This window comes from Streptomyces sp. NBC_00539 (assembly GCF_036346105.1).
Taxonomy (GTDB): domain Bacteria; phylum Actinomycetota; class Actinomycetes; order Streptomycetales; family Streptomycetaceae; genus Streptomyces.
The window spans coordinates 1,563,958-1,583,259 of record NZ_CP107811.1; the positions used below are offsets into that span (position 1 = coordinate 1,563,958).

Below are 19,302 nucleotides of genomic sequence, written 5' to 3' on the forward strand. Positions count from 1 at the left end.
GTGCCTCACACCTTCTCCAGGGCGAGCCCGGCGCGGAACCACCGGCTGGATTCCACGCACAGGGCGAGCGCCCGCGTCCCCGTGGTGAACTGCGGGAGCAGCCGGTCCAGTTGGTGGAACGGCAGGGCGTTGCCCGTGTTGCCGGTCTCGGAGACGCAGGAGACCTCCCGGGCGGAGGTGGCCGGCAGCCGTTCCACGATCCTGGCGGTCATCCGCCCGGACAGCTGGGGCGGCAGCAGGAAGCCGATGTCGTCGAGGTTCCAGCCGAGGCCTCCGAGGAGCTCCCAGAGGATCTCGGCGGTGATCGTCGGCACGTGTTCCTCGATCGCCTTGTAGTCCTCGGCGAGCATCCGCCGCCCGGAGTGGCGGTCGGTGGTGCCGTACCAGTCCAGCAGCTGACCGGGCGCACGCCCCTGTCCGGTCCAGGAGTTGAGCACGGCCCGTACGGCGACGCGCTCGCCCTCGGGTTCGTCCGTGAGGACCGCGGCGCCCGCCCCGTCCCCGAACAGGACGTAGTTGACCAGTTCCTCGCGCGGCATCCGGGCCGCATCGGGGGTGGCCGACAGGAACCGGTGGGTGACGTCCCCGCCGACGACCAGGCCGGCCCGGCGTCCGCCACGGACGAGGGTACGGCCGAGGTCGAGGGCCTGGATCGCACCGGAGCAGCCCGCCTGGATCTGGAAGACCGGCAGGTGGCCGAGGCCCAGCCGGTCGGCGACCTCACTGGCGGTGGTGGGCAGGAGGGTGTCGGGGGTGGCGGTCGCGAGGATCAGGAACTCGATGTCGGCGGGGCCGAGTCCGCTGCCGTCGACGGCCTGTGCGGCGGCTTCGGCGCACAGGTCGGCGAGGGTGCCGCGGACCTCCCCGGTGGCCGGGTCCCAGCCGAAGTGGCGGGTCTTGGTGCCGACGAAGAGGTCGATCCACTCCTCGCCGACTCCCAGCAGGGCGGCCAGGGCGGTGTTGTCCACGGGGGCCCCGGGCAGCGCGGTGCCGGTCGCGGCGAGGTAGACGGTGCCGCGCTCGGCGGCCGTCGCGCTCATGCCGACCTCGCCATGATGACGTCGCCGAGGAACGCGGCGAGCGAGCCGACCGAGCGCAGCGCGGGCAGCATCTGCTGGACGGAGACTTCGCCGGCCCGGGGCAGCCGGGCCTCGACCCGGTTCTTGAGCTGCATGATCATCACCGAGTCGAAGCCGAGGTCCTCGTGGAAGCGGGCTTCGCGTACGACGCGTTCCCTGGGGTAGCCGCCCACCTCGCTGACGGCCGCGACGACGGCCAGGAGGACCGGGTCGTCGTCGCGGTCGGGTGCCGCGGCCGGCGGGGGCACCGGCGCGGCCACCGGCTCGGGCGCGGGAGCCGGGGCCGGGGCCTGCCGGTCCCAGTAGCGGTGGGCGGCGGAGAACACGTACGGGGCGAGGGCTTCCACCACGCGGTGTTCGGGCTCGTACAGCTCCTCCCACCGCGGGTCCAGCCCGCACCGGTGGAGGGCGGCGACCGTCTCGGCGAGCTCGCGGCCGGTCGCGGCCCCGCCGGGGGCCGGATGCAGGAACTCCGCCCCGGTGGCGCGCCCGCCCCGGCCGGCGATCTCCAGCAGTTGGCTGCGCGGCCCGATCTCGATCAGGTGGGTCGGGGCGATGTCCGAGACGAGCGCTCCCAGCGCGGTGTCCATGAGCACGGGCTCCTCGATCTGGTCCGCCCAGTAGTCGGCGTCCATGGGTTCGTGGCGCAGCATCCGGCCGTACCGGGTCGAGGCCAGCGGCAGCACGGGAGCCGCGCAGCGCACCGGCATCGTCCGCAGGTCCGCCGCGGCCGGGCCGAGCAGGGGTGAGTGGAAGGCGTGGGCGACGGGCAGCGATGTGGTCTTGACGCCGCGGAGGCCGAGCTCCTTGGCGATGCGGGCCAGGGCGTCGAGCGGGCCGGACAGCACCGTGTCGGTGGGGCCGTTGAGCGCGGCGGCCACCACTGCGGGCTCCCGGGCGAGGACCTCCGCCAGTTCGCCGGGGCCGGCGACGACGGCGGTCATACCGCCGCCCCGGGGCAGTTCGCTCATCAGGGCGCCCCGCCGGACCACCAGCCGGGCGGCTTCGCCGAGTTCGAGCGCGCCCGCGGTGACCGCGGCCGCGTACTCCCCGAGGCTGTGGCCGAGCACGGCGGCGGGGGTGACACCGAGCGAGGTGAGGGTGCGGGCGAGGGCGTAGCCGACGGCGAACAGCGCGGGCTGGGCGAACTCCGGCCGGTGCACCCGCTCGTCACCGCTGAGGATCAGCTCGCGCACCGAGGTCCCCAGGTGGCCGGCGAGGGCTTCGTCGGCCTCCCCGAGGTGGCGGCGGTAGGCGGGGGACTCGCGGTGGAGCCCGGCCGTCATGCCGGGGTACTCGGTGCCCTGCCCGGTGAAGAGGAAGGCCACCACCGGTCTGCCCCAGGGGCGGGCGGCTCCGGCCGTGTCGGGGCGCCCGGCCGCCTCGCGGAGCGCGTCCGCCAGCTCGTCGCTGTCGCGCACGGTGGCGGCGAAGCGGTACGGCAACCCGGTCTTGATCCGGTTGCTGCTCCAGCACAGGGCGGCCGCCGCGCCGCGCGGGCGCCGGGCCACCGCCTCGGCCTGCGCGGCGAGGTTGCGGCGCAGCGCCTCGGGGGTGTCGGCGCTGAGGGTGAAGACCCCCACGGCGCCCCGCGCCGCCCGGGCCCCGGTGGGGCGGGTGCGGGGCGCGCCGGGGCGGGGGGTGCGGGGTGCGGTGGCCAGGACGGCGTGGGCGTTCGTACCGCCCATGCCGAAGCTGCTGACTCCGGCGAGGCTCTCCCCGCGCGGCAGCCGCATCGGCGACTTGAGCAGTCGCAGGCCGCGTTCGGCGAGCCGCAGCCGGGGGTTCTCCCGGCCGGCGTGGAGGCTGGCGGGCACGATGCGGTGGTGCAGGGCCAGCGCCGTCTTGATCAGGCCGGCGATGCCCGCGGCGCCTTCGGTGTGGCCGAGGTTGCCCTTGACGGAGCCGATCGCGCACGGCGTCTCGCGCACGGCGCCGTGCACCGCGCCGAGCGCCGCGCACTCGATGGCGTCGCCCAGGACGGTTCCGGTGCCGTGGGCCTCGACGAACGCGATGTGCTCGGGGGTCGTGCCGGCCCGCCGGTACGCGGAGTTCAGTACCCGCTCCTGCGACCAGCGGTTGGGGGCGATGACCCCGTTGCTGCGGCCGTCCTGGTTGACGGCGCTGCCCCGCAGCACCGCGTAGACCCGTTGGCCGTCCGCGAGCGCGTCGTCCAGCCGGCGCAGCACCACGAGGCCGACGCCGTCGCCGCGGCCGATGCCGTCGGCGTCCGCGCTGAACGGTTTGCAGCGCCCGTCGGAGGCGGCGAGGCCGAGCTGTTCGTACACCAGGCCCAGTGAGGGCGACAGGACGATGTTGACCCCGCCGGCGAGGGCGGTGTCGCATTCCCCGGTGAGCAGCGAGGAGGCCGCGAGGTGGACGGCGACGAGCGAGGACGAGCAGGCGGTGTCGACGGCGAGGCTCGGCCCGGTGAAGTTGAAGTGGTACGAGATCCGGTTGGCCGCCATCCCGGCGCTGCTGCCCGCGCCGAGCAGCGGGGTCACCCGGGCGAGGTCGCTCATGGTGAGCCGGCCCCACTCGCCGCCCATCACTCCGACGAACACCCCGGTCTCGGTGCCGGAGAGTTCGCCGGGCGCGCGGCCGGAGTCCTCCAGCGCACGCCAGGCGCAGGGCAGCAGCAGCCGGTGGTGGGGATCCATGGCGGCGGCTTCGCGCGGGGCGACGGAGAAGAAGTCGCTGTCGAAGACATCGGCGTCGTCGATGAAGCCGCCGCTGCCGCAGACAGCGGGGAACTCCCGGTCCTCCCAGCGCTGCGCGGGGACCGGGCCGATACCGCTCCCGCCGCGCACCAGCAGGTCCCAGTACGCCTGCACGCCCGCCGCCCCGGGGAACGTGCAGTCGATACCGACGAGGGCGATGTCCCCCATCAGCGCTGGTCCCGCGCGGGCGCCAGGGTGGCGGACGGGGCGTCTTCGGTGGCCGGGGCGGGCACCGGGAGGACCTGCTCCAGGTGCCGGACCAGTGCGGTCACGGTCGGGTGGTCCCACAGCAGGGTGGGTTCGACCTCCAGGCCGAACTCGTCCTCCAGGTCGCCGCAGAGGCTGAGCGCCGCCACGGAGTCCATTCCGTACTCGGCGAGCGGCACGCCCGGGTCGATGCTCTCGGGCGCGCGGCGCAAGTACAGCGAAAGCCGGTCCATCAGCCACTCGTGCGGCAGGACCCCGCCGCCCGTGGTGGTGGGGTGTGTGCCGGTCAGGGCGCTGGGAACGGTCATCGTGGTCTCCTTCGATGCGTACGGGGCGTGCGGCCGCCGGGGTCGCCCGGGGGGCGTCAACCGGGGATCGGGGTGGAGTAGAGGTCGTAGCTGATCTGGGTGCTGAACCGGAGCTGGACCTCGTGCCGGATCCGCGTCTCGCACTCCGGCGGCAAGTCCGCGACCCGGGTCCCCAGCCGCCGGGCGATGCGGTGCAGCGCGGCGGCGGCCCAGCACGGGTCGGCGAGGAACGGGTCGGGTCCGTAGCGGGCCTGGTCCCACAGCCCGAGTACGGCGGCCGCCGCCAGGAGCAGCGCGTAGCGGTCCATGAGGGCGAACCGCGCGGGCTGCGCCGTGGACGCGGACCCGGCGGCCTCCAGCCGCAGCACCCGCCGGCGGACGTCGCGCAGTTCCTCGACGAGCTGCCCGGCCAGGGTGCGCAGGGCGCGTTCGACGGGACCGCTGCCTTCGACGCCCGCGGCGACCACCAGCATCGACGCGGTGAGGGAGTCCCGCCCGCAGGCCAGGCTCAGCCGGTCGGTGCGCAGCGGCGGCAGGTCGCCGCGCAGCCTGAACAACCCGGCCGGCGCCTCGTCCTCGATGAACCACGAGCTGCGGGCCAGGCGCGGCATCTGGGGGATGACGGTGGCCTGGCACGCGACGGTACCGGCGTGGCCGAGGCTGAGCACGGGCACGTCCCGGACGTGCTTCTGGAAGATCCCGAGGGTGCCCTCGCGGGTGTAGAACCCGGAGCCGAGGACGATCGACAGGTCGTACATGGTCTCGGTGAGCACCCGCGGCAGCAGGTACTTGAGCGCCGCCGAGTAGACGCTGGTCTCGGCGGGCAGCAGGTGCAGGGCGCGGGTGGCGACGACGGCGAGGCTGTCGTACAGCAGCAGGTTGACGAACGCGTTGGTCAGCGCGGCGCCGGTCCGGCCGTCGATTCCGCGGCCCTGCCAGCCGCCGGAGTTCTCCCGGTCGAAGCGGACGGCGGTGCGCAGGCTGGTGTCGAGCGCCGCGACGGCGGTCGCGGAGATCACCGTACGGCTGATCTGGAAGGACCGCAGGGCGGTCTCGATGCCGCTGCCCTCGGGCCCCAGCAGGGCGGACTCGGGCACCGGACAGTCGTCGAACTCGACACCGGCCCAGCGGCAGCCGCGCAGCCCGACGTGGGTGCGCCGGGCGGCGACCGCCGTACGGGCGTCGGTCAGCTGCTCGGGGTCCAGCAGCAGCACCGAGTGGCTGCGGCTGCCGGGCGCCGGGTCGGTCCGGCAGAACAGGACCAGGGCGCCGGCCCGTTCCAGGTTGTTGACCATCGGCTTGCCGCCGCTGATCAGGTAGCCGCGCGGGCCGCGGCGCGCGGTGACCTGGCTGCGGACGTAGTCGTTGCTGTGGGCGGTCTCGTGCTGGGCGATGGCCGCCTTGCCGCCGCCGCGCAGCAGTGCGGCGAGCCGGTGGCGCTGGCGGGAGCTCCCGGCGGCCCACACGTCGGAGGCCGCCATGAAGGTGGTCATGCCGTGTCCCATGGCCAGGCCCACGTCCCGGCGGAGCACCGGGCGCATGATCCTCACCAGGGTGTCCATGCCGTCGAGGCGTCCGCCCAGGGCGCGCGGCACGTACTCGTCGGTGATCCGGAAGTCGTCGAGCAGCGCCTCGCCGGCGGCGAAGGGCACGGCGGCCCGGTCCGCTTCCAGCAGCGCGGTGTAGCCGACGGGGTTGGCCGGGTCCGAGGGGTCGCCGAACAGTGCCTCCAGCCGGGCGACGCGCTCGCGCACCGCACTCTCCCGGTGGTGGGCGTCGCGGCCCTGCGCCACGGCCGGGTCGCCGAGCAGCGACGTCACCAACGCCGGCCTCCGTCGGCTCCTTCCGGCCGCAGCAGGTCTTCGCCGAACAGCACGTCGTCGGCGCGGGCCAGGGCCCGTACGTCCGGGGTGAGGACCTCGTACTCGCCGCGCACCACGCCGTCGAGGAACAGGGTGCGCATCAGGGTGCGCTGCACCTTGCCGCTGCTGGTGCGGCGTACGGCGCCGGGCCGGACCAGCAGCACGTTGCCGGCCGGGATCTCGAACTCCTTGCCGATCAGCGCCTGGATCTTCTGCGCGACGGTCCTCAGCTCCGCGGAGCCGGCGCCCCGCACCTCCTGGATGAGGACGAGGTGTTCGCGGCCGGCGTCCACGGAGAACGCGGCGCCCACACCGAAGGTCAGGGCCGGGCTGACGGTCCGGGCCGCCCACTCGATGTCCTGCGGGTAGACGTTGCGGCCGTTGATGATGATGACTTCCTTGAGGCGTCCGGTGACGTACAGCTCGCCGTCGTCGAACATCCCGAGGTCGCCGGTGCGCAGGAAGCCGCTCTCCTCGTCGTTGAGGCTGGCGCGGAAGGTCCGGATGGTCTCGGTGGGCCGCTTCCAGTAGCCGCGGGCCACGCTGTATCCGCGCAGCCAGATCTCGCCGACGGCGCCGGGCGGCAGCTCGTGGTGGGTCAGCGGGTCCACGATGCGCACCTCGATGTCGACCGGCTTGCCGCAGCCGACCAGCGTCTGCACCCGCTCCTCGGCGCCCGCGCCGGCGGCCCGGTCGCGTTCCAGGGCGCTCTTGTCGAAGTCCTTGCGCACGTGGGGGGTGCCGGGGGTGCCGCCGGAGACGACGAGGGTCGCCTCGGCCAGTCCGTAGCAGGGCCGCAGCGCCTCGGGCCGGAAACCGGCGGGGGCGAAGCGGGCGGCGAACTCGTCGAGGCTCTCGGGGCGGACGGGTTCGGCGCCGTTGAGGGCGAGGCGCCAGCGGGACAGGTCGAGGGCGGCGACCTGTTCGTCCTTGACGCGGCGCACGCACAGGTCGTAGCAGAAGTTGGGGCCGCCGCCGACGGTGACGCCGTACTCGTCGATGGCCTGGAGCCAGCGCAGGGGCCGCTTGACGAAGGACAGCGGGGTCACCTGCACGCTGTGCGTGCCCAGCCAGACGGGGTGCAGGAGGTGCGCGACGAGGCCCATGTCGTGGAAGTACGGCAGCCAGCTGCCGAAGCGGTCCTCGCGGGTGGTGTGGAGCAGCTTCTGCAGCGCGGCCTGGTTGGCGAGCAGGTTGCGGTGGGTGACGGTCACGCCGCGCGGTTCGGAGACGGACCCGGAGGTGTACTGGAGGAAGGCGTAGTCGTCCTGGCGTACGGTGACGGGCCGCCAGGCGTCGGCGTCGCCGATCCCGGGGACGTCGCTGACCACGCAGGCCGCGTCGGGGCGGGAGTTGCGGGCGAGCCAGAGGGCGACCTCGGGGGCGGCGGCCGTCTCGGTGAGGACGACCTTCGCGCCGGTGTCCTGGAGGACGGCGGTGGTGCGGTTCAGCCGCTTGTCGCGGCCGGCCTCGCCGGGCAGCGGAACGGGAACGGCGACGGCGCCCGCGTAGAGGCAGCCGGCGAAGGCCTTGAGGAACTCGACGGTCGAGGAGTAGGCGAGCAGGACGGGCTGCTCGCCCACCCCGTATTCCTGGAGGCAGGCGGCGATCCGTCTCGCCTCCCGGTCCAGCTCCCCGTAGGTGAGGTGTTCGGCCACCGTTCCGCCTGCGGTGTCGCGGAGGAAGATGTGCACATCCTCGTCGGCGAGTTCCGCCGCCCGCGCGCGGAGCAGTTCGGTGAAGGTGGCGAAGCGTGACTCTGACATCCGCGGCATCCCCTCGCGTCTGCGGGCCCCCGTGGAGTGGCGGACCTCGTCTTCGCGCCGATGGTCCCCGTACGTCCTTAAGGGGCGCTTGCGCGCGTCGCACTCAGGGGGTGGCAGGGGTGCGCGGAGCCTGGGGGCGGGCAGGAGGCTCGGGGCATGAACACCAACACCGACACCAGTGCCGACGCCGGGGCCACGCAGCCGTCGGCGCTCGTCTTCCCCGGGATGCAGCCGACCGCCTTCTCCGAGGTCGCGAAGTTCATGCTGGTCAACCCGTACGCGCGCGAGCTGTACGCGATCGCGGACGAGGTGCTCGGCTACCGGCTGGCCGACCGCTACCAGCAGACGGAGGGCGACTATTCCCTGTACGGGCAGATCTCGTTCGTCGTGAACTGCCTGGCGCTGGCGCGCTGGGCGGCGGACCGGCTGGACGTCACCCCTGCCTTCGTCACGGGTCCCAGCTTCGGCGCGCGGGCCGCCGCCGTGCACTGCGGGGTCCTCGAATTCCCCGACGCGGTACGGATGACGGCACGGCTGGCGACCGTGATGGACGAGTACTTCGCACGCGAGCACCCGGCCCTGGTGACCCAGTCCATCGCGCGGGTGCCGCAGGAGAAGGTGGAGCTGCTGCGGCGGGAACTCGACGAGCGGGGCGAGTGGAGCGACGTCTCCTGCGTCGTCGACCACGACTTCACGATGCTGACGGTCCACGAGTCCGTACTGGACTGGCTCCAGCGGCGGATCCGCTCGCTGGGCGGGATGCCGATGTACACGATGAAGCCGCCCATGCACTCGTACCTCTTCGGCGGGCTGCGGGACCGGGTGGACGCGGAGGTCTTCGACGCGATGACCTGGTCCGAGCCCCGGCTGCCGGTGGTCGCCGACCAGGACGGCCGGGTGGTGACCACCGGCGAGGGCGTGCGCGGCATGCTGCTGGACGGCTTCGTACGGACGGTGCGCTGGCCCGACGTGGTGGACACCCTGGCCCGGGCGGGGGTCGGCCGGCTGTACGTGTCCGGGCAGGACGGGCTGTTCACCCGGGTGGCCTGCACCACGCGCGCCTTCGAGGTGGTGCCGATGACGCCCCGCTCCGCGATGCGCCCGGCGCCGCGCCGGATGCCGGTGGCGGCTGCCGCCTGACGCCTGCGCGCCCGAAGGGGGCCGGTGCCCGTCGGCACCGGCCCCCTTCGGCGTTCCCTCACACCGCGACCGTTACTTGCCGTCCACGGTGAAGGCGTAGAAGGTGCCGGAGGTCAGGCTGCCCGTGGTGCCGGCGCCCTGGCTGAACCGGGCGTAGCCGTTGCCCCAGTAGACGGTGCCGTCGACGACGGCCGGGCCCGCGTTGGAGGAGTACGGCGCGTCGAACTCCCACAGGTACTTGCCGGTCGCCGCGTCCAGTGCGTACATCGCACCGCTGGTGGAGCCGCCGAAGACGACACCGTTCGCGGCGGTCAGGGCGCCCCAGGCGTAGCCGTCGGTCTTGTCGGCGACCTGCCACAGGATCCGGCCCGTCTGCGGGTCGAGCGCCGCGAAGGAGCTGCGGGTGGTGGAGGCGCCGCCGGCCAGGGTGTACGGCATGCGGAAGAAGTTGGCCTCGGCGAGGTAGATCCGGCGCTCGTCGTTGGCGGTGCCCCACTCGATGCCGCCGATGTGGCCGCCGGGGCCGGCCGCCGCGCTCCAGACCACGTCTCCGGTGGTGGCGTCGAGGAGCCAGTACTCCCCGCTCTTCTCCCCCGCGCCGATCACCTTGCGGGCGTGGCCGTCGGCCGCCTTGATCGTGAACAGGTGGGCGCCGTCGCCGAAGTCGTAGTCGTTGCCCGGGTTGGGCGGGCAGTTGTTGGGCGGGAAGCCGGGGATGCAGCCGGTGTTCCAGGCGTCGAAGCGGCCGGAGCCGGTGTGCCACTTGATGCGGCCGGTGGTCATGTCCAGTGCGAGCACCGAGTCGACGTAGTCGTCGGGCGCCAGGCACTGGCCGGGGGTGCCGCCGGCGCTCTGGCAGTCGCTGGCCGCCTGGGGCACCGTGTAGTTGTTGCCGGTGGTGAAGTACACCGTGTTGGTCGACGGGTCCAGGGCCGGGGTGCCCCAGACGGCCACGCCGCTGTATCCGCCGGTCTTGCCGCCGTTGTCGGGGACCGTGTATTGGCGCCACAGCAGGTTCCCGGTGGCGGCGTCGAGGGCGTTGACGCTGCCGCGGAAGGTGCAGCAGGGGTAGGCGGGATCGAGGGCGCCCTCGGACTCGCGGGAGGAGACGCCCTGGTAGATCACGCCGTTGTGGACGACGGGCGACTGGGTCAGGACCGACTTGTACTGCGAGTCGATCTGCTTGCTCCACACCAGGTTTCCGGTGGCCGCGTCGACCGACATGAGGACGGCCTTGTCCCAGTCCGCGATGTACACCCGGCCGCCGACCACGGTGGGGCTGGTGCGGGAGACCGAGTTGGGGTTACCGGTGTAGTCGGACACCTTGCGCGACCAGACGGGGTTGCCCGTCTTGGCGTCCACCTTGTGCAGGTAGCCGCCCCAGTCGGGGAAGTAGACCGCGCCGCCGGTCACCGCGGGGGTGGCGGACACGTCGCCGTGGGTGGTGAACGTCCACTTGGCCTTGAGCCGGCCGACGTTCCACTTGTTGATGGTGTCTTCCTGCGGGTTGGACCGGCTGTTGCGGATGTCGTGGCCGCCGGTCGGCCATGTCTCCGCGAGGTACGCGGCGTTGGTGGGCTGCGTGGTGACGAGGGTCGCGGTCATCGCCGCGATGGCGAGCAGGACGAACCTGCGGACCGCTCCCTGCCGTGACCAGGGTCTTGTGCGCATGGTGACTTCTTCTTCCGGGTGGTGACGGGTTCGGTGGTGAGGGTTCGGTGGCGACGGGCGGTGGAGACGGGCTCGGCGGTGACGGGTTCGGCGGTGGCCGGCCGTCTCCCGGCCGTGCCCGCGGCCGCGCCCGGGGTCAGCCGACCGGTACGGGCTTGCCGTGCAGTGCGGCGGCCCGTGCGGTGAGCTCCAGCCGGTCGGTCTTCTTGTTGGTGTTGAGGGGGAACTCGGTGAGCCGGTGGTAGTGGCGCGGGATCAGCTGGGCGGGCAGCAGCCCGGCCAGGTCCCGGTGGAACTCCTGGGGCGAGCGCTCCTCGCCGAGGTAGAAGGTGACGAGTTCGGTGCTGTTGGCGACGGGTACGCCGACCACCACGGCGCCGGACACGGGGGTGCCGGCGCGCAGCGCGTGCTCCACCTCGGCCAGTTCGACGCGGTAGCCCTGCACCTGCACCTGGGAGTCCGTGCGGCCCAGGTAGACCAGTTCGCCGCCGGCCAGGCGGCGTACGCGGTCGCCGGTGCGGTACCAGCGGGCACCGTTGCGCTGGAGGTACTTGCCGCGGCCGTCCTCCGGGTCGAGGTACCCGGCGGACAACTGGGGTCCCGACAGCCACAGTTCGCCCTCATCGGCGACGGGCTCGCCGTGCTCGTCGAGCAGGAGTTCCGCGTGGCCGTCGTGGAGCAGGCCGAGCGGGACCACGCCGTTGACGCCGAGCCGGGTGGACTCCTCGGGGTCCCAGCGGTGGCGGTGGGTGGTGATGGTCATCTCGGTGGGCCCGTAGACGTTGACCACCGCCGAGCGGGGCGCCGCCTGCTGCCAGGCGTCGGTGTCCTGGAACTGGAGCGCCTCGCCGCCGAAGAACGTCCAGCGCAGGGAGGGCATGCTGCCCGGCACCAGGCGTCCGGTGCGCCGGGACAGGGAGATCACGCTGGGGGCGGAGAACCATACGGTGATGCCGTGCTCGGCCACGAAGCCGGGCAGGTCGCGGTAGGCGTGCGGGGACACCGAGACCAGCGGCGCGCCGGCCGCCCAGGCGCACCACAGGTCGGAGACGGCCGAGTCCCAGTTCAGGTTGGCGGCCTGGGAGAAGACGTCGGCCGCGGTGAAGTCGTACCAGGCGTCCATCAGCGCGAAGTAGTGCGCCATGTTGCCGTGGGTCAGCCGGACGCCCTTGGGACGGCCCGTGGACCCCGAGGTGAACAGGACGTAGGCCACGTCGTGCGCGGCGGCGGACCGGGGAGCCTCCAGCGCCGTGTCCGCGCCGGTGGGCACCGGCCGCAGCCCGAGGTCCGACAGCTCCCCGGCCCCGGCCGGGTCCAGGTGGGGCGCGAGGACCGGGAGCCCGGCCAGGCCCGCCAGTTCGGCGGGCAGCCGGCCGGATGCCGCGCCGAGCAGGGCCGCCCCCTCCGTGTCGACGATCAGGGCGGACACCTCCGCGGCGGCGAGCATGGAGGCGATCTTCCCGGCCGGGAAGTCGGCGAGCAGGGGCACTGCGGGGAGCCCCGCGTACAGGCTCGCCAGGACGGCCACGTACGAGGTCACGCTGCGGCCGGCGACGATGCCGACGGCCTTCGGCGGACCGCCCGGGGCGGCGAGCAGGGCGCCCGCCCAGGCCAGGGCCAGCCGGTGGGCCGTCGTGTAGTCGACGGTCTCCTTCCCGACCCGCACCGCGACGCCGTGCGGCGATTTCTCCAGACCGCGCAGGAAACGAGCGTGCAGCGCGGTCCGCGCCAATGGTTCCATTACCGCTCCTCCTTGCCGGAATTACCGGCAAGCTCTCGTCGGACAAAATCGGGAGAGCGCACCGCGCCATTGTGCACGCATTTCCCGGGCACATTTCCCGGGCGCATTGACACGCACCGAAAGCAGCCGCATTATTTCCCGTATGCCAGAACTCGCGAATCACACCTGGGACGGCGCTTTCGAGGCCGTCGTACGTCCGTTCCTGCCGTACCTCTCGCCGGGCGAGAAGCTGACCGGCGACGCCCAACTCCGTGACCTGGGCCTGGACTCCATGGGCACGGTCGAACTGCTCGCCGCACTGGAAAGCGCTTATGACGTCCGTTTCCTGGACGACGCCCTGAAACTGGAGAATTTCGCCAGTCCGGATGTGCTGTGGCGCACCCTGATGACCGAGACCGAATCCGCCGCGTGACATTTTCGATTTCCGCCAGGCCCGGCCCGGATCACCTCCGAGTCGGGCCCTTCCCTTTGCGCGGGACGCAACGGTTTCAGGGGACCAGCCTCATGAAACCGTCCTCGACCCTTTCGAGGAGTGATCTGATGTGTGCCAGCGCCAGCGGATCGGGCGCGTCGAGCGCGAGCTGCTGCTCTTCGACGGTTTCGCCGTACAGCATGCTGGTGGCGCATTTGAATCGCAGCGCCTCCCCCTCGTCGCCGAGGAGGTGTCCGGCGAGTACCACGATGCCGAGGTCCAGCATCCGGCGGGCCAGCGTCGGTGAGTCCGTCACCTCGTACTTGCCCAGTTCCGCGCGGACCGGTTCGAAGTCGGGGTAGACGTAGAACGCCCCGGTGGGCGGCCGGCAGCGGGCTCCTGCCGCGACGGTGATGCGGTGGACCTCGCGGGCGACGGCCCCGTGCAGCCGGGCGCTGGCGCGCAGCCGCTCGCGGATGTCCTCGGGCTCGTTGAAGGCGTACTCGGCCACCGACTGCATCGGGGCGGCCAGCGTCGACCACACCTCGCTCGCCACCGAGACCACGCCGGAGCGGATCCACTCGCCCCACGGTCCCCGGGGGAAGCGGGCCGCGCCGATGCGCCAGCCGCCCAGGGCCAGGCTCTTGCTGAGCCCGGTGACGACGACCGTGCTGCCGGGCGCCACTTCGGCGGGGCTGAGGAACTCGGTCTCCGGGTCGTGCACGACGTCCCGGTAGATCTCGTCCGAGATGATCAGCAGGCCCTCTTCCTCGGCGATCGCGCACAGTTCACGGATCAGCGCGGGCGGGGCGAGGGTCCCGGTCGGGTTGTCCGGCAGGGTCAGGACGAGGATGCGCGGGTCGCGGCCCAGCACGCGCGCCGCGGTGATGCTCTCGCGCAGCGCGGCCGGGTCGGGCACCCCGCCGCACTCCTCGGGGATCGCGACGGCGATGGGGTGCTTGCCGGCCAGCCGGGCCTGGGGGGCGTACGTGTTCCAGGCCGGCCGGGGCAGGATCACGTCCCCGGGGACGACGAGGCCGATGGCCATCAGCAGCGGCTTGCTGCCGGGCGCGACCACGATCTGGTCGGGCCCGGTGGGGATGCCCCGCCGGCCGAAGTAGCCGGCGACGGCGGCCCGCACCTCGGGTGAACCGGCCACCGGACCGTAGGCGTTGCGGGTCGCGCCCGCCGCGAGGCGTTCCATCAGCGGGGGGAACGGCGGCAGCCGCGACTCGCCGAAACCGAGGTGGACCAGCGACTCGCCGGCCGCCCGGCGCTGGGCCACGAGCTGGTTCAGCGCCAGGTTCGGCGACATCCTCATGTCGTTCATGCGGGGCTCCCCACCGGGGCGACGGAACGCGTCCCGAAGAGTTCGGGTTCGGCCGTCCAGGCGGGACCGGCGATCGCGCGGGCGATGTCGGCCGGGACGGAGCGGTCGAGGCGCAGCTCGTCCAGCCAGGCGGCGTCGGGGTCGTAGTGCGCGAGGAACGGCCGCCCGACCAGGGCGGGTTCGCGGGCCTGCACCATGTGCAGCTGGAGGAAACGGCCCTCGGCCGTCTCGACGACCCCGTCCACGGCCACCTTGCCGGGCGTCGCGGACATCACCGGGCCGCGGACGGTGCGGGCCAGGCCCGGCAGGGTCCGGTAGGCGTCCCGGAAGATCTCGGCGGCCCGGGCGAGCGGGACGCGGAAGTAGTCGTAGGGCCCGGTGTCCCGCTCGACGAACATGTAGTAGGGGACCGCGCCGAGGGCGAGTTCGGCGCGCCACATCTCGCTCCAGACGTCCGCGTCGTCGTTGACGCGGGCGATCAGCGGCGCCTGGCAGTAGACGAGCGCGCCGGTGGACTTGATGCGGGCGACGGCCCGCCGGGCGAGGTCGGTGCTGAGCTCTCGGGGGTGGCTGAAATGCGCCATGACGGCGAGGTTCCGCCCGGAGGCGGCGACCCGTTCGAACAGGCGCAGCACGTCGTCGGCGTCCGGGTCGGTGACGAAGCGCTGCGGCCAGTAGGCCACCGACTTGGTGCCGATGCGGATGGTCCGTACGGTGTCGACCGCCAGCAGCGGCTCCAGGTGCGAGCGCAGCCGTTCGGTGGACATCACCATGGGGTCGCCGCCGGTCACCAGGACGTCGCCGGCGTCGGGGTGGGCGCCCAGGTAGGAGATCAGCCCGCTCGGGTCGGGTGCGGCGAACCGCAGGTCGGCGTCACCGACGAACTGGGCCCAGCGGAAGCAGTAGGTGCAGTACGAGTGGCAGGTCTGGCCCTGGCTCGGGAAGTAGAGCACCGTCTCGCGGTACTTGTGCTGGAGGCCGGGGATCTCGGCACCGTCCCGGGTGGGGACGTTCAGCTCCTTCTGCCCGGAGGGGTGCGGGTTGAGGCGGCCGCGGATCTGCTGGACCAGGGTCCGCAGGGCGGCCTTCGAGGCGGGGTCCGCGCTGAGCAGGGCGAGGTCGCGCTCGTTCTGCTCGGTCAGCATTCCCTTCTGCGGGAAGACCAGTTGGAACATGGGGTCGTCAGGGATCCGGTCCCAGTCGATGAGCTGCCTCAGTACGTACTCGTTGACCCGGAAGGGCAGCACCATCGACACGAGCCGGACGGTCTCCCGTATGTCGGCGGGCAGGCCGTGACGGTCCGCGATCTCGTCGAGCTGCCGCGGCCCGTACGCGCGGAACCGTGCCGTCCCGACAGAATCGGTTGCCAGCAGGGACATGCGGATATTCCTCCAGCCTGGTGCCTGGCAGTTCGGAGCGTGTGCTCGAACGCGGTTCGATGCTAGGAAGCCGATTCGGCCACGGGACCCCCAGCCGGACCCCTAATAGCGGCGCCGGACCAGGGGGTCCGGGCGGGGTGCGGCGGGGGTCCCTGGTCCGGGGTCCGGCCGGGGTCCGGCTCACGGGAACATCGCGGAAGGGGGCGCGAAAAAGCCGCCCAGGACCGCGGGGGCGGGATCCTGGGCGGCTGCTCGGGGCGGGACGCGGGGTCAGGCCCTGCCGGTGCCCGCCTGGTGGGCGTCGGCGCTCGCGGAGGCGAGTTCGGCGGCGCGCGCGTTGTCGTTCTGGACGGCGCGCAGCCCGATCACGGCGAACACCGCCGCGCCGGCCATCACGATCGCCCCTGCGACGGACGCGGCGTGCACCTCGCTGGTGAACGCGGCGCGGGCCGCGTCGACGAGGTGGGCGGAGGCGTCCCCGGAGAGCTTCCCGGCGGTCGCGAGGGCGCCGCCGATGGTCTCGCGGGCCGGGTCCAGCGCGTCGGCGGGCACCCCGGCGGGGGCGTCCAGCGCGGGACTGTTGCGGTAGACGGCGGCGCCGATGCTGCCGAGGACGGCCACACCGAGTGCGCCTCCGAGTTCCTGGCCGGTCTGGAGCAGGGCGGAGGCCGTTCCGGCGCGCTCCGGCGGTACCTGGCCGACGACGAGTTCGGTGACCAGGGTGAGGACCGGGGTGAGGCCGACGGCGAGCGCGATGATGCCGATCAGGATGAGGACCAGGCCGTCCTCGGCGGGGACCTGGGTGAGCATGAGCAGGGCGACGGTGGCGATGGCGAAGCCGGTGCCGATGATGTGGGCGGGCTTGACGGTGCGGACGAGGACGGTGGCGACGGGTACGACGGCGCCGACCGCGAGCGTGCCGGGGATGGTCCACAGCGCCGACTTGAGGGCGCTCATGCCGAGGACCGACTGCATGTACTGGGTGCTGAACAGCGAGTACCCGACGAGGGTGAAGCAGGCCAGCATGTTGACGGTCACCGAGGCGCCGAAGGCACGGTTGCGGAACAGCTCGATGTCGACCATCGGGTCGCTGCTGGTGCGCTGGCGGCGCAGGAACACCGGTGCGAGGGCCAGGCCGACCACGATGGCGGCGATGTAGGGCACGGAGAAGCCGTCGACGGCGATCCGCTTGAAGCCGTAGATGACCGGGAGCACCACGGCCAGCGACAGCGCCGCGCTGAGCAGGTCGAACTTGCCGGCCGCGGCGTCACGGAACTCGGGGAGCAGGAACGGCGCCGACACCAGCAGGAGCAGCATCACGGGGACGTTGATCAGGAAGACGGAACCCCACCAGAAGCCGTTGAGGAGCGCGCCGCTGACCACGGGGCCCAGGGCCGCGCCGGCGGCCATGCCGGTGGACCACACGGCGACGGCGGTGCGCCGCTGCGTCTGGTCGCGGAACAGGTTGCGGATCAGCGCGAGGGTCGAGGGCATGAGGGTGGCGCCGCCGATGCCCTGGAGGGCGCGCGCGGAGATCACCATCTCGGGGTTGGAGGCGTAGGCCGCGAGCAGCGAGCCGGCCGCGAACACGACGGCCCCGATGAGCAGGAGACGGCGGCGGCCGATCCGGTCGCCGAGTGCGCCCATGGTGAGCAGGACGCCCGACAGGACGAAGCCGTAGATGTCGATCATCCACAGCTGTTCGCTGCCGGAGGGGCGCAGGTCCTCGCTGATGGAGGGGATGGCGAAGTAGAGAACCGTCAGGTCCATGGAAACGAGCAGCACGGGCAGGAGCAGGACGCCGAGGGCGATCCATTCCTTGCGGCCCGCTTTGGCCTCCGGTCCGGCGTGGTCGTTCTCGCTCAGGGAGCTGGTCATGGGGGCTGTCCAATGCTTTCGTGACGGGGGCGTGTACCAGTGAACGGAGCGCAGGGCCCGGCGCGCCCGGGCCGGGACGGGAACAGGGGTGAAGACAGGGGTGGGGCCGGGCGCGGAACAGGGGTCGTCGCGGTGGGTTTTCAGCCGTTCGCGGTGGCGAGCGCCGTCAGGGCCCTGCGGTCGGTCTTCCCGTTGGGGGTCAGGGGCAGACCGGGGAGCAGGGCGACCTTCCGCGGCACCATGTACTCGGGCAGGGTCTGCTTGCAGAACGCGCTGATCACGACGGGGTCGGCGGTGGAGCCGCGGGTGGGGACGACGTACGCGTACAGTTCCGGGTCTTCGTCGGGGCGGGGCCGCACGACCGCCGCGGCCGCTTCGACGCCGGGGAATTCCAGGAGCCTGCGCTCGATCTCGCCGAGTTCCACGCGGTTGCCGCGGATCTTGACCTGGAGGTCGGACCTGCCCACGAAGTACAGCTCACCACTGTCACCGCGGTATGCCAAGTCGTTTGATTTGTAGACCAGTTGACCGGAACGGGGGTTGAGCGGATCGGGTACCAGGGCGGCCCGGGTGGCTTCGGGGTCGTCCCAGTAGCCGGTGAAGAGGGAGGGCCCGCGCAGGTGGATCTCGCCGACCGCGCCCGGCTCCTCGACGGGCCGGCCCTCCTCGTCGATCAGCAGCATTTCGGCGCCGGGGTAGGCGAAGCCGATGGAGAGCTTGTCGACGCCCTCGGGCAGCGGATTCGGCACGTCCGTCAGGGAGAAGGCCATCGCCTCGGTGGGTCCGAAGCAGTTCACGACGCGGGTCCGCGGCAGTAGGGCTTGCAGCTGGCGCAGTTCCGGCAGGGGGAACGCCTCGCCGGAGAACAGGACGCCGCGGATCTGGTCGGCCAGTGCGGCCAGGCCCTTGGCCTCGTGGCGCAGGACGGGCCGCCAGACGGAGGGGACTCCGTCGACCTGGGTGGCGCCGGTATCGCTGAGGAAGCGCAGCAGCCGGCGCGGCCAGTGCATCAGCTCGCGCGGAACGGGGATCAGCTGGGCGCCGGTGCCCAGTGCCAGGCCGATGTCCAGGAGGGCGAAGTCGAACTGGAGCGGTGAGGTCGTGGCGACCCGGTCCTGGGCCGTGACGATCCGGTGCCGGAGCATCCCGCGGTAGAAGGACAGCACCCCGCGGTGGCTCATGACGACGCCCTTGGGGCGTCCCGTGGTGCCCGAGGTGAAGATCATGTACGCGGCGTCGGTGGTGACCGGCTCCCGCCGGTGGCGCACGCGCGGCGCCGGCGGGCGCTCCACCACCACGCCGTCGGGCCCGAAGCGGGCCGTGCCGATGGGGTCGGGCACGCCTTCGCGGCGGCCGGCGGTCGTCTGGAGGTGCAGCGCGGGCTCCGCGGCGGAGGTGATCGCCAGCAGCCGGGCGGTGGGCACTTCGGGGCTCACCGGGATGAAGGTCAGCCCGAGCATCGAGCAGGCCAGCAGCATCGCCACGGCCGAAGCGGAGTTGTCCGACTCCAGGACGACGCGGTCGCCGATGTCGAGGCCGAGGGCGTCCAGGGCGACGGCGTAGTTGTGGGCGCGGCGCTCCAGCTGCCGGTAGGTCAGGACCCGGGAGGTGCCGTCGTCGCCGGCCTCCCAGACGGCCGGGCTGTCCGGTGCGGTGCCGGCCGCGGCCAGCATGAACTCGTGGATCCGCTCGGCCGGTCCGTGGACCTCGGCCGGGCGCACCGTGCTCAGGGTCACCGTCGTGTCACCTCTGCTCGTCATCGCATCGTGGTCGGTCGGGGAAGGTCCGACCGGGGTGGGTCCGGTCTTC

General features: G+C 72.8%; 13 protein-coding genes. 2 read left to right on the forward strand and 11 right to left on the reverse strand.

Annotated features, from left to right (window positions below; translation table 11 throughout):
* Positions 1-5: 5 nt before the first annotated feature.
* From OG861_RS07015 to OG861_RS07035, 5 genes are read right to left on the reverse strand one after another with little or no spacing between them, the layout of a single operon-like run.
* Positions 6-1,040: a 3-oxoacyl-ACP synthase III family protein gene (locus OG861_RS07015; RefSeq protein ID WP_329199424.1), complete on the reverse strand. Its 1,035-nt coding sequence runs from the start codon at positions 1,038-1,040 to the stop codon at positions 6-8.
* On the reverse strand, positions 1,037-3,967 hold the full coding sequence (locus OG861_RS07020; protein ID WP_330261484.1) for a type I polyketide synthase: 2,931 nt from the start codon (positions 3,965-3,967) through the stop codon (positions 1,037-1,039). Before OG861_RS07020 ends, OG861_RS07015 begins: the two co-directional genes overlap by 4 nt.
* On the reverse strand, positions 3,967-4,314 hold the full coding sequence (locus OG861_RS07025) for an acyl carrier protein (protein ID WP_443056661.1): 348 nt from the start codon (positions 4,312-4,314) through the stop codon (positions 3,967-3,969). Before OG861_RS07025 ends, OG861_RS07020 begins: the two co-directional genes overlap by 1 nt.
* 56 nt (positions 4,315-4,370) lie before the next feature.
* Complete coding sequence (locus tag OG861_RS07030; RefSeq protein ID WP_329199422.1) at positions 4,371-6,134, reverse strand: acyl-CoA dehydrogenase; 1,764 nt, start codon at positions 6,132-6,134, stop codon at positions 4,371-4,373.
* Positions 6,131-7,942, reverse strand: coding sequence for a fatty acyl-AMP ligase (locus OG861_RS07035; RefSeq protein WP_330261485.1), 1,812 nt, complete (start codon positions 7,940-7,942; stop codon positions 6,131-6,133). Before OG861_RS07035 ends, OG861_RS07030 begins: the two co-directional genes overlap by 4 nt.
* Before the next feature lie 156 nt (positions 7,943-8,098).
* On the opposite strand from OG861_RS07035, the gene OG861_RS07040 reads away from it, so the two are divergent.
* Positions 8,099-9,082: an ACP S-malonyltransferase gene (locus tag OG861_RS07040; RefSeq protein ID WP_329199418.1), complete on the forward strand. Its 984-nt coding sequence runs from the start codon at positions 8,099-8,101 to the stop codon at positions 9,080-9,082.
* Positions 9,083-9,154: 72 nt separating this feature from the next.
* On the opposite strand, the gene OG861_RS07045 is transcribed toward OG861_RS07040, so the two are convergent.
* Positions 9,155-10,753 carry an outer membrane protein assembly factor BamB family protein gene (locus OG861_RS07045; protein ID WP_329199416.1) on the reverse strand — a complete coding sequence of 533 codons (1,599 nt, stop codon included), beginning with the start codon at positions 10,751-10,753 and terminating at the stop codon, positions 9,155-9,157.
* A gap of 136 nt (positions 10,754-10,889) precedes the next feature.
* A complete protein-coding gene (locus tag OG861_RS07050) occupies positions 10,890-12,494 on the reverse strand; it encodes an AMP-binding protein (protein ID WP_329199413.1) in 1,605 nt (534 codons plus the stop codon).
* 142 nt (positions 12,495-12,636) lie between these two features.
* On the opposite strand from OG861_RS07050, the gene OG861_RS07055 reads away from it, so the two are divergent.
* Positions 12,637-12,906, forward strand: a complete 270-nt coding sequence (locus OG861_RS07055) for a phosphopantetheine-binding protein (protein ID WP_330261486.1) — start codon at positions 12,637-12,639, stop codon at positions 12,904-12,906.
* A 76-nt stretch (positions 12,907-12,982) separates the two neighbouring features.
* Here OG861_RS07055 and OG861_RS07060 read toward each other — a convergent pair whose 3' ends face one another.
* The 4 genes from OG861_RS07060 to OG861_RS07075 form a co-directional block, all read right to left on the reverse strand.
* A complete protein-coding gene (locus tag OG861_RS07060) occupies positions 12,983-14,236 on the reverse strand; it encodes a pyridoxal phosphate-dependent aminotransferase (protein ID WP_329199409.1) in 1,254 nt (417 codons plus the stop codon).
* Entirely contained in the window at positions 14,233-15,615 is a 1,383-nt protein-coding gene (locus OG861_RS07065; protein WP_330261487.1) for a KamA family radical SAM protein, read from the reverse strand. The genes OG861_RS07060 and OG861_RS07065 overlap by 4 nt, the downstream gene beginning before the upstream one ends.
* A gap of 270 nt (positions 15,616-15,885) precedes the next feature.
* Positions 15,886-17,493: an MFS transporter gene (locus tag OG861_RS07070; protein WP_329199406.1), complete on the reverse strand. Its 1,608-nt coding sequence runs from the start codon at positions 17,491-17,493 to the stop codon at positions 15,886-15,888.
* Between the two features lie 140 nt (positions 17,494-17,633).
* Positions 17,634-19,253, reverse strand: coding sequence for an AMP-binding protein (locus tag OG861_RS07075; protein WP_330261488.1), 1,620 nt, complete (start codon positions 19,251-19,253; stop codon positions 17,634-17,636).
* Positions 19,254-19,302: the final 49 nt, after the last annotated feature.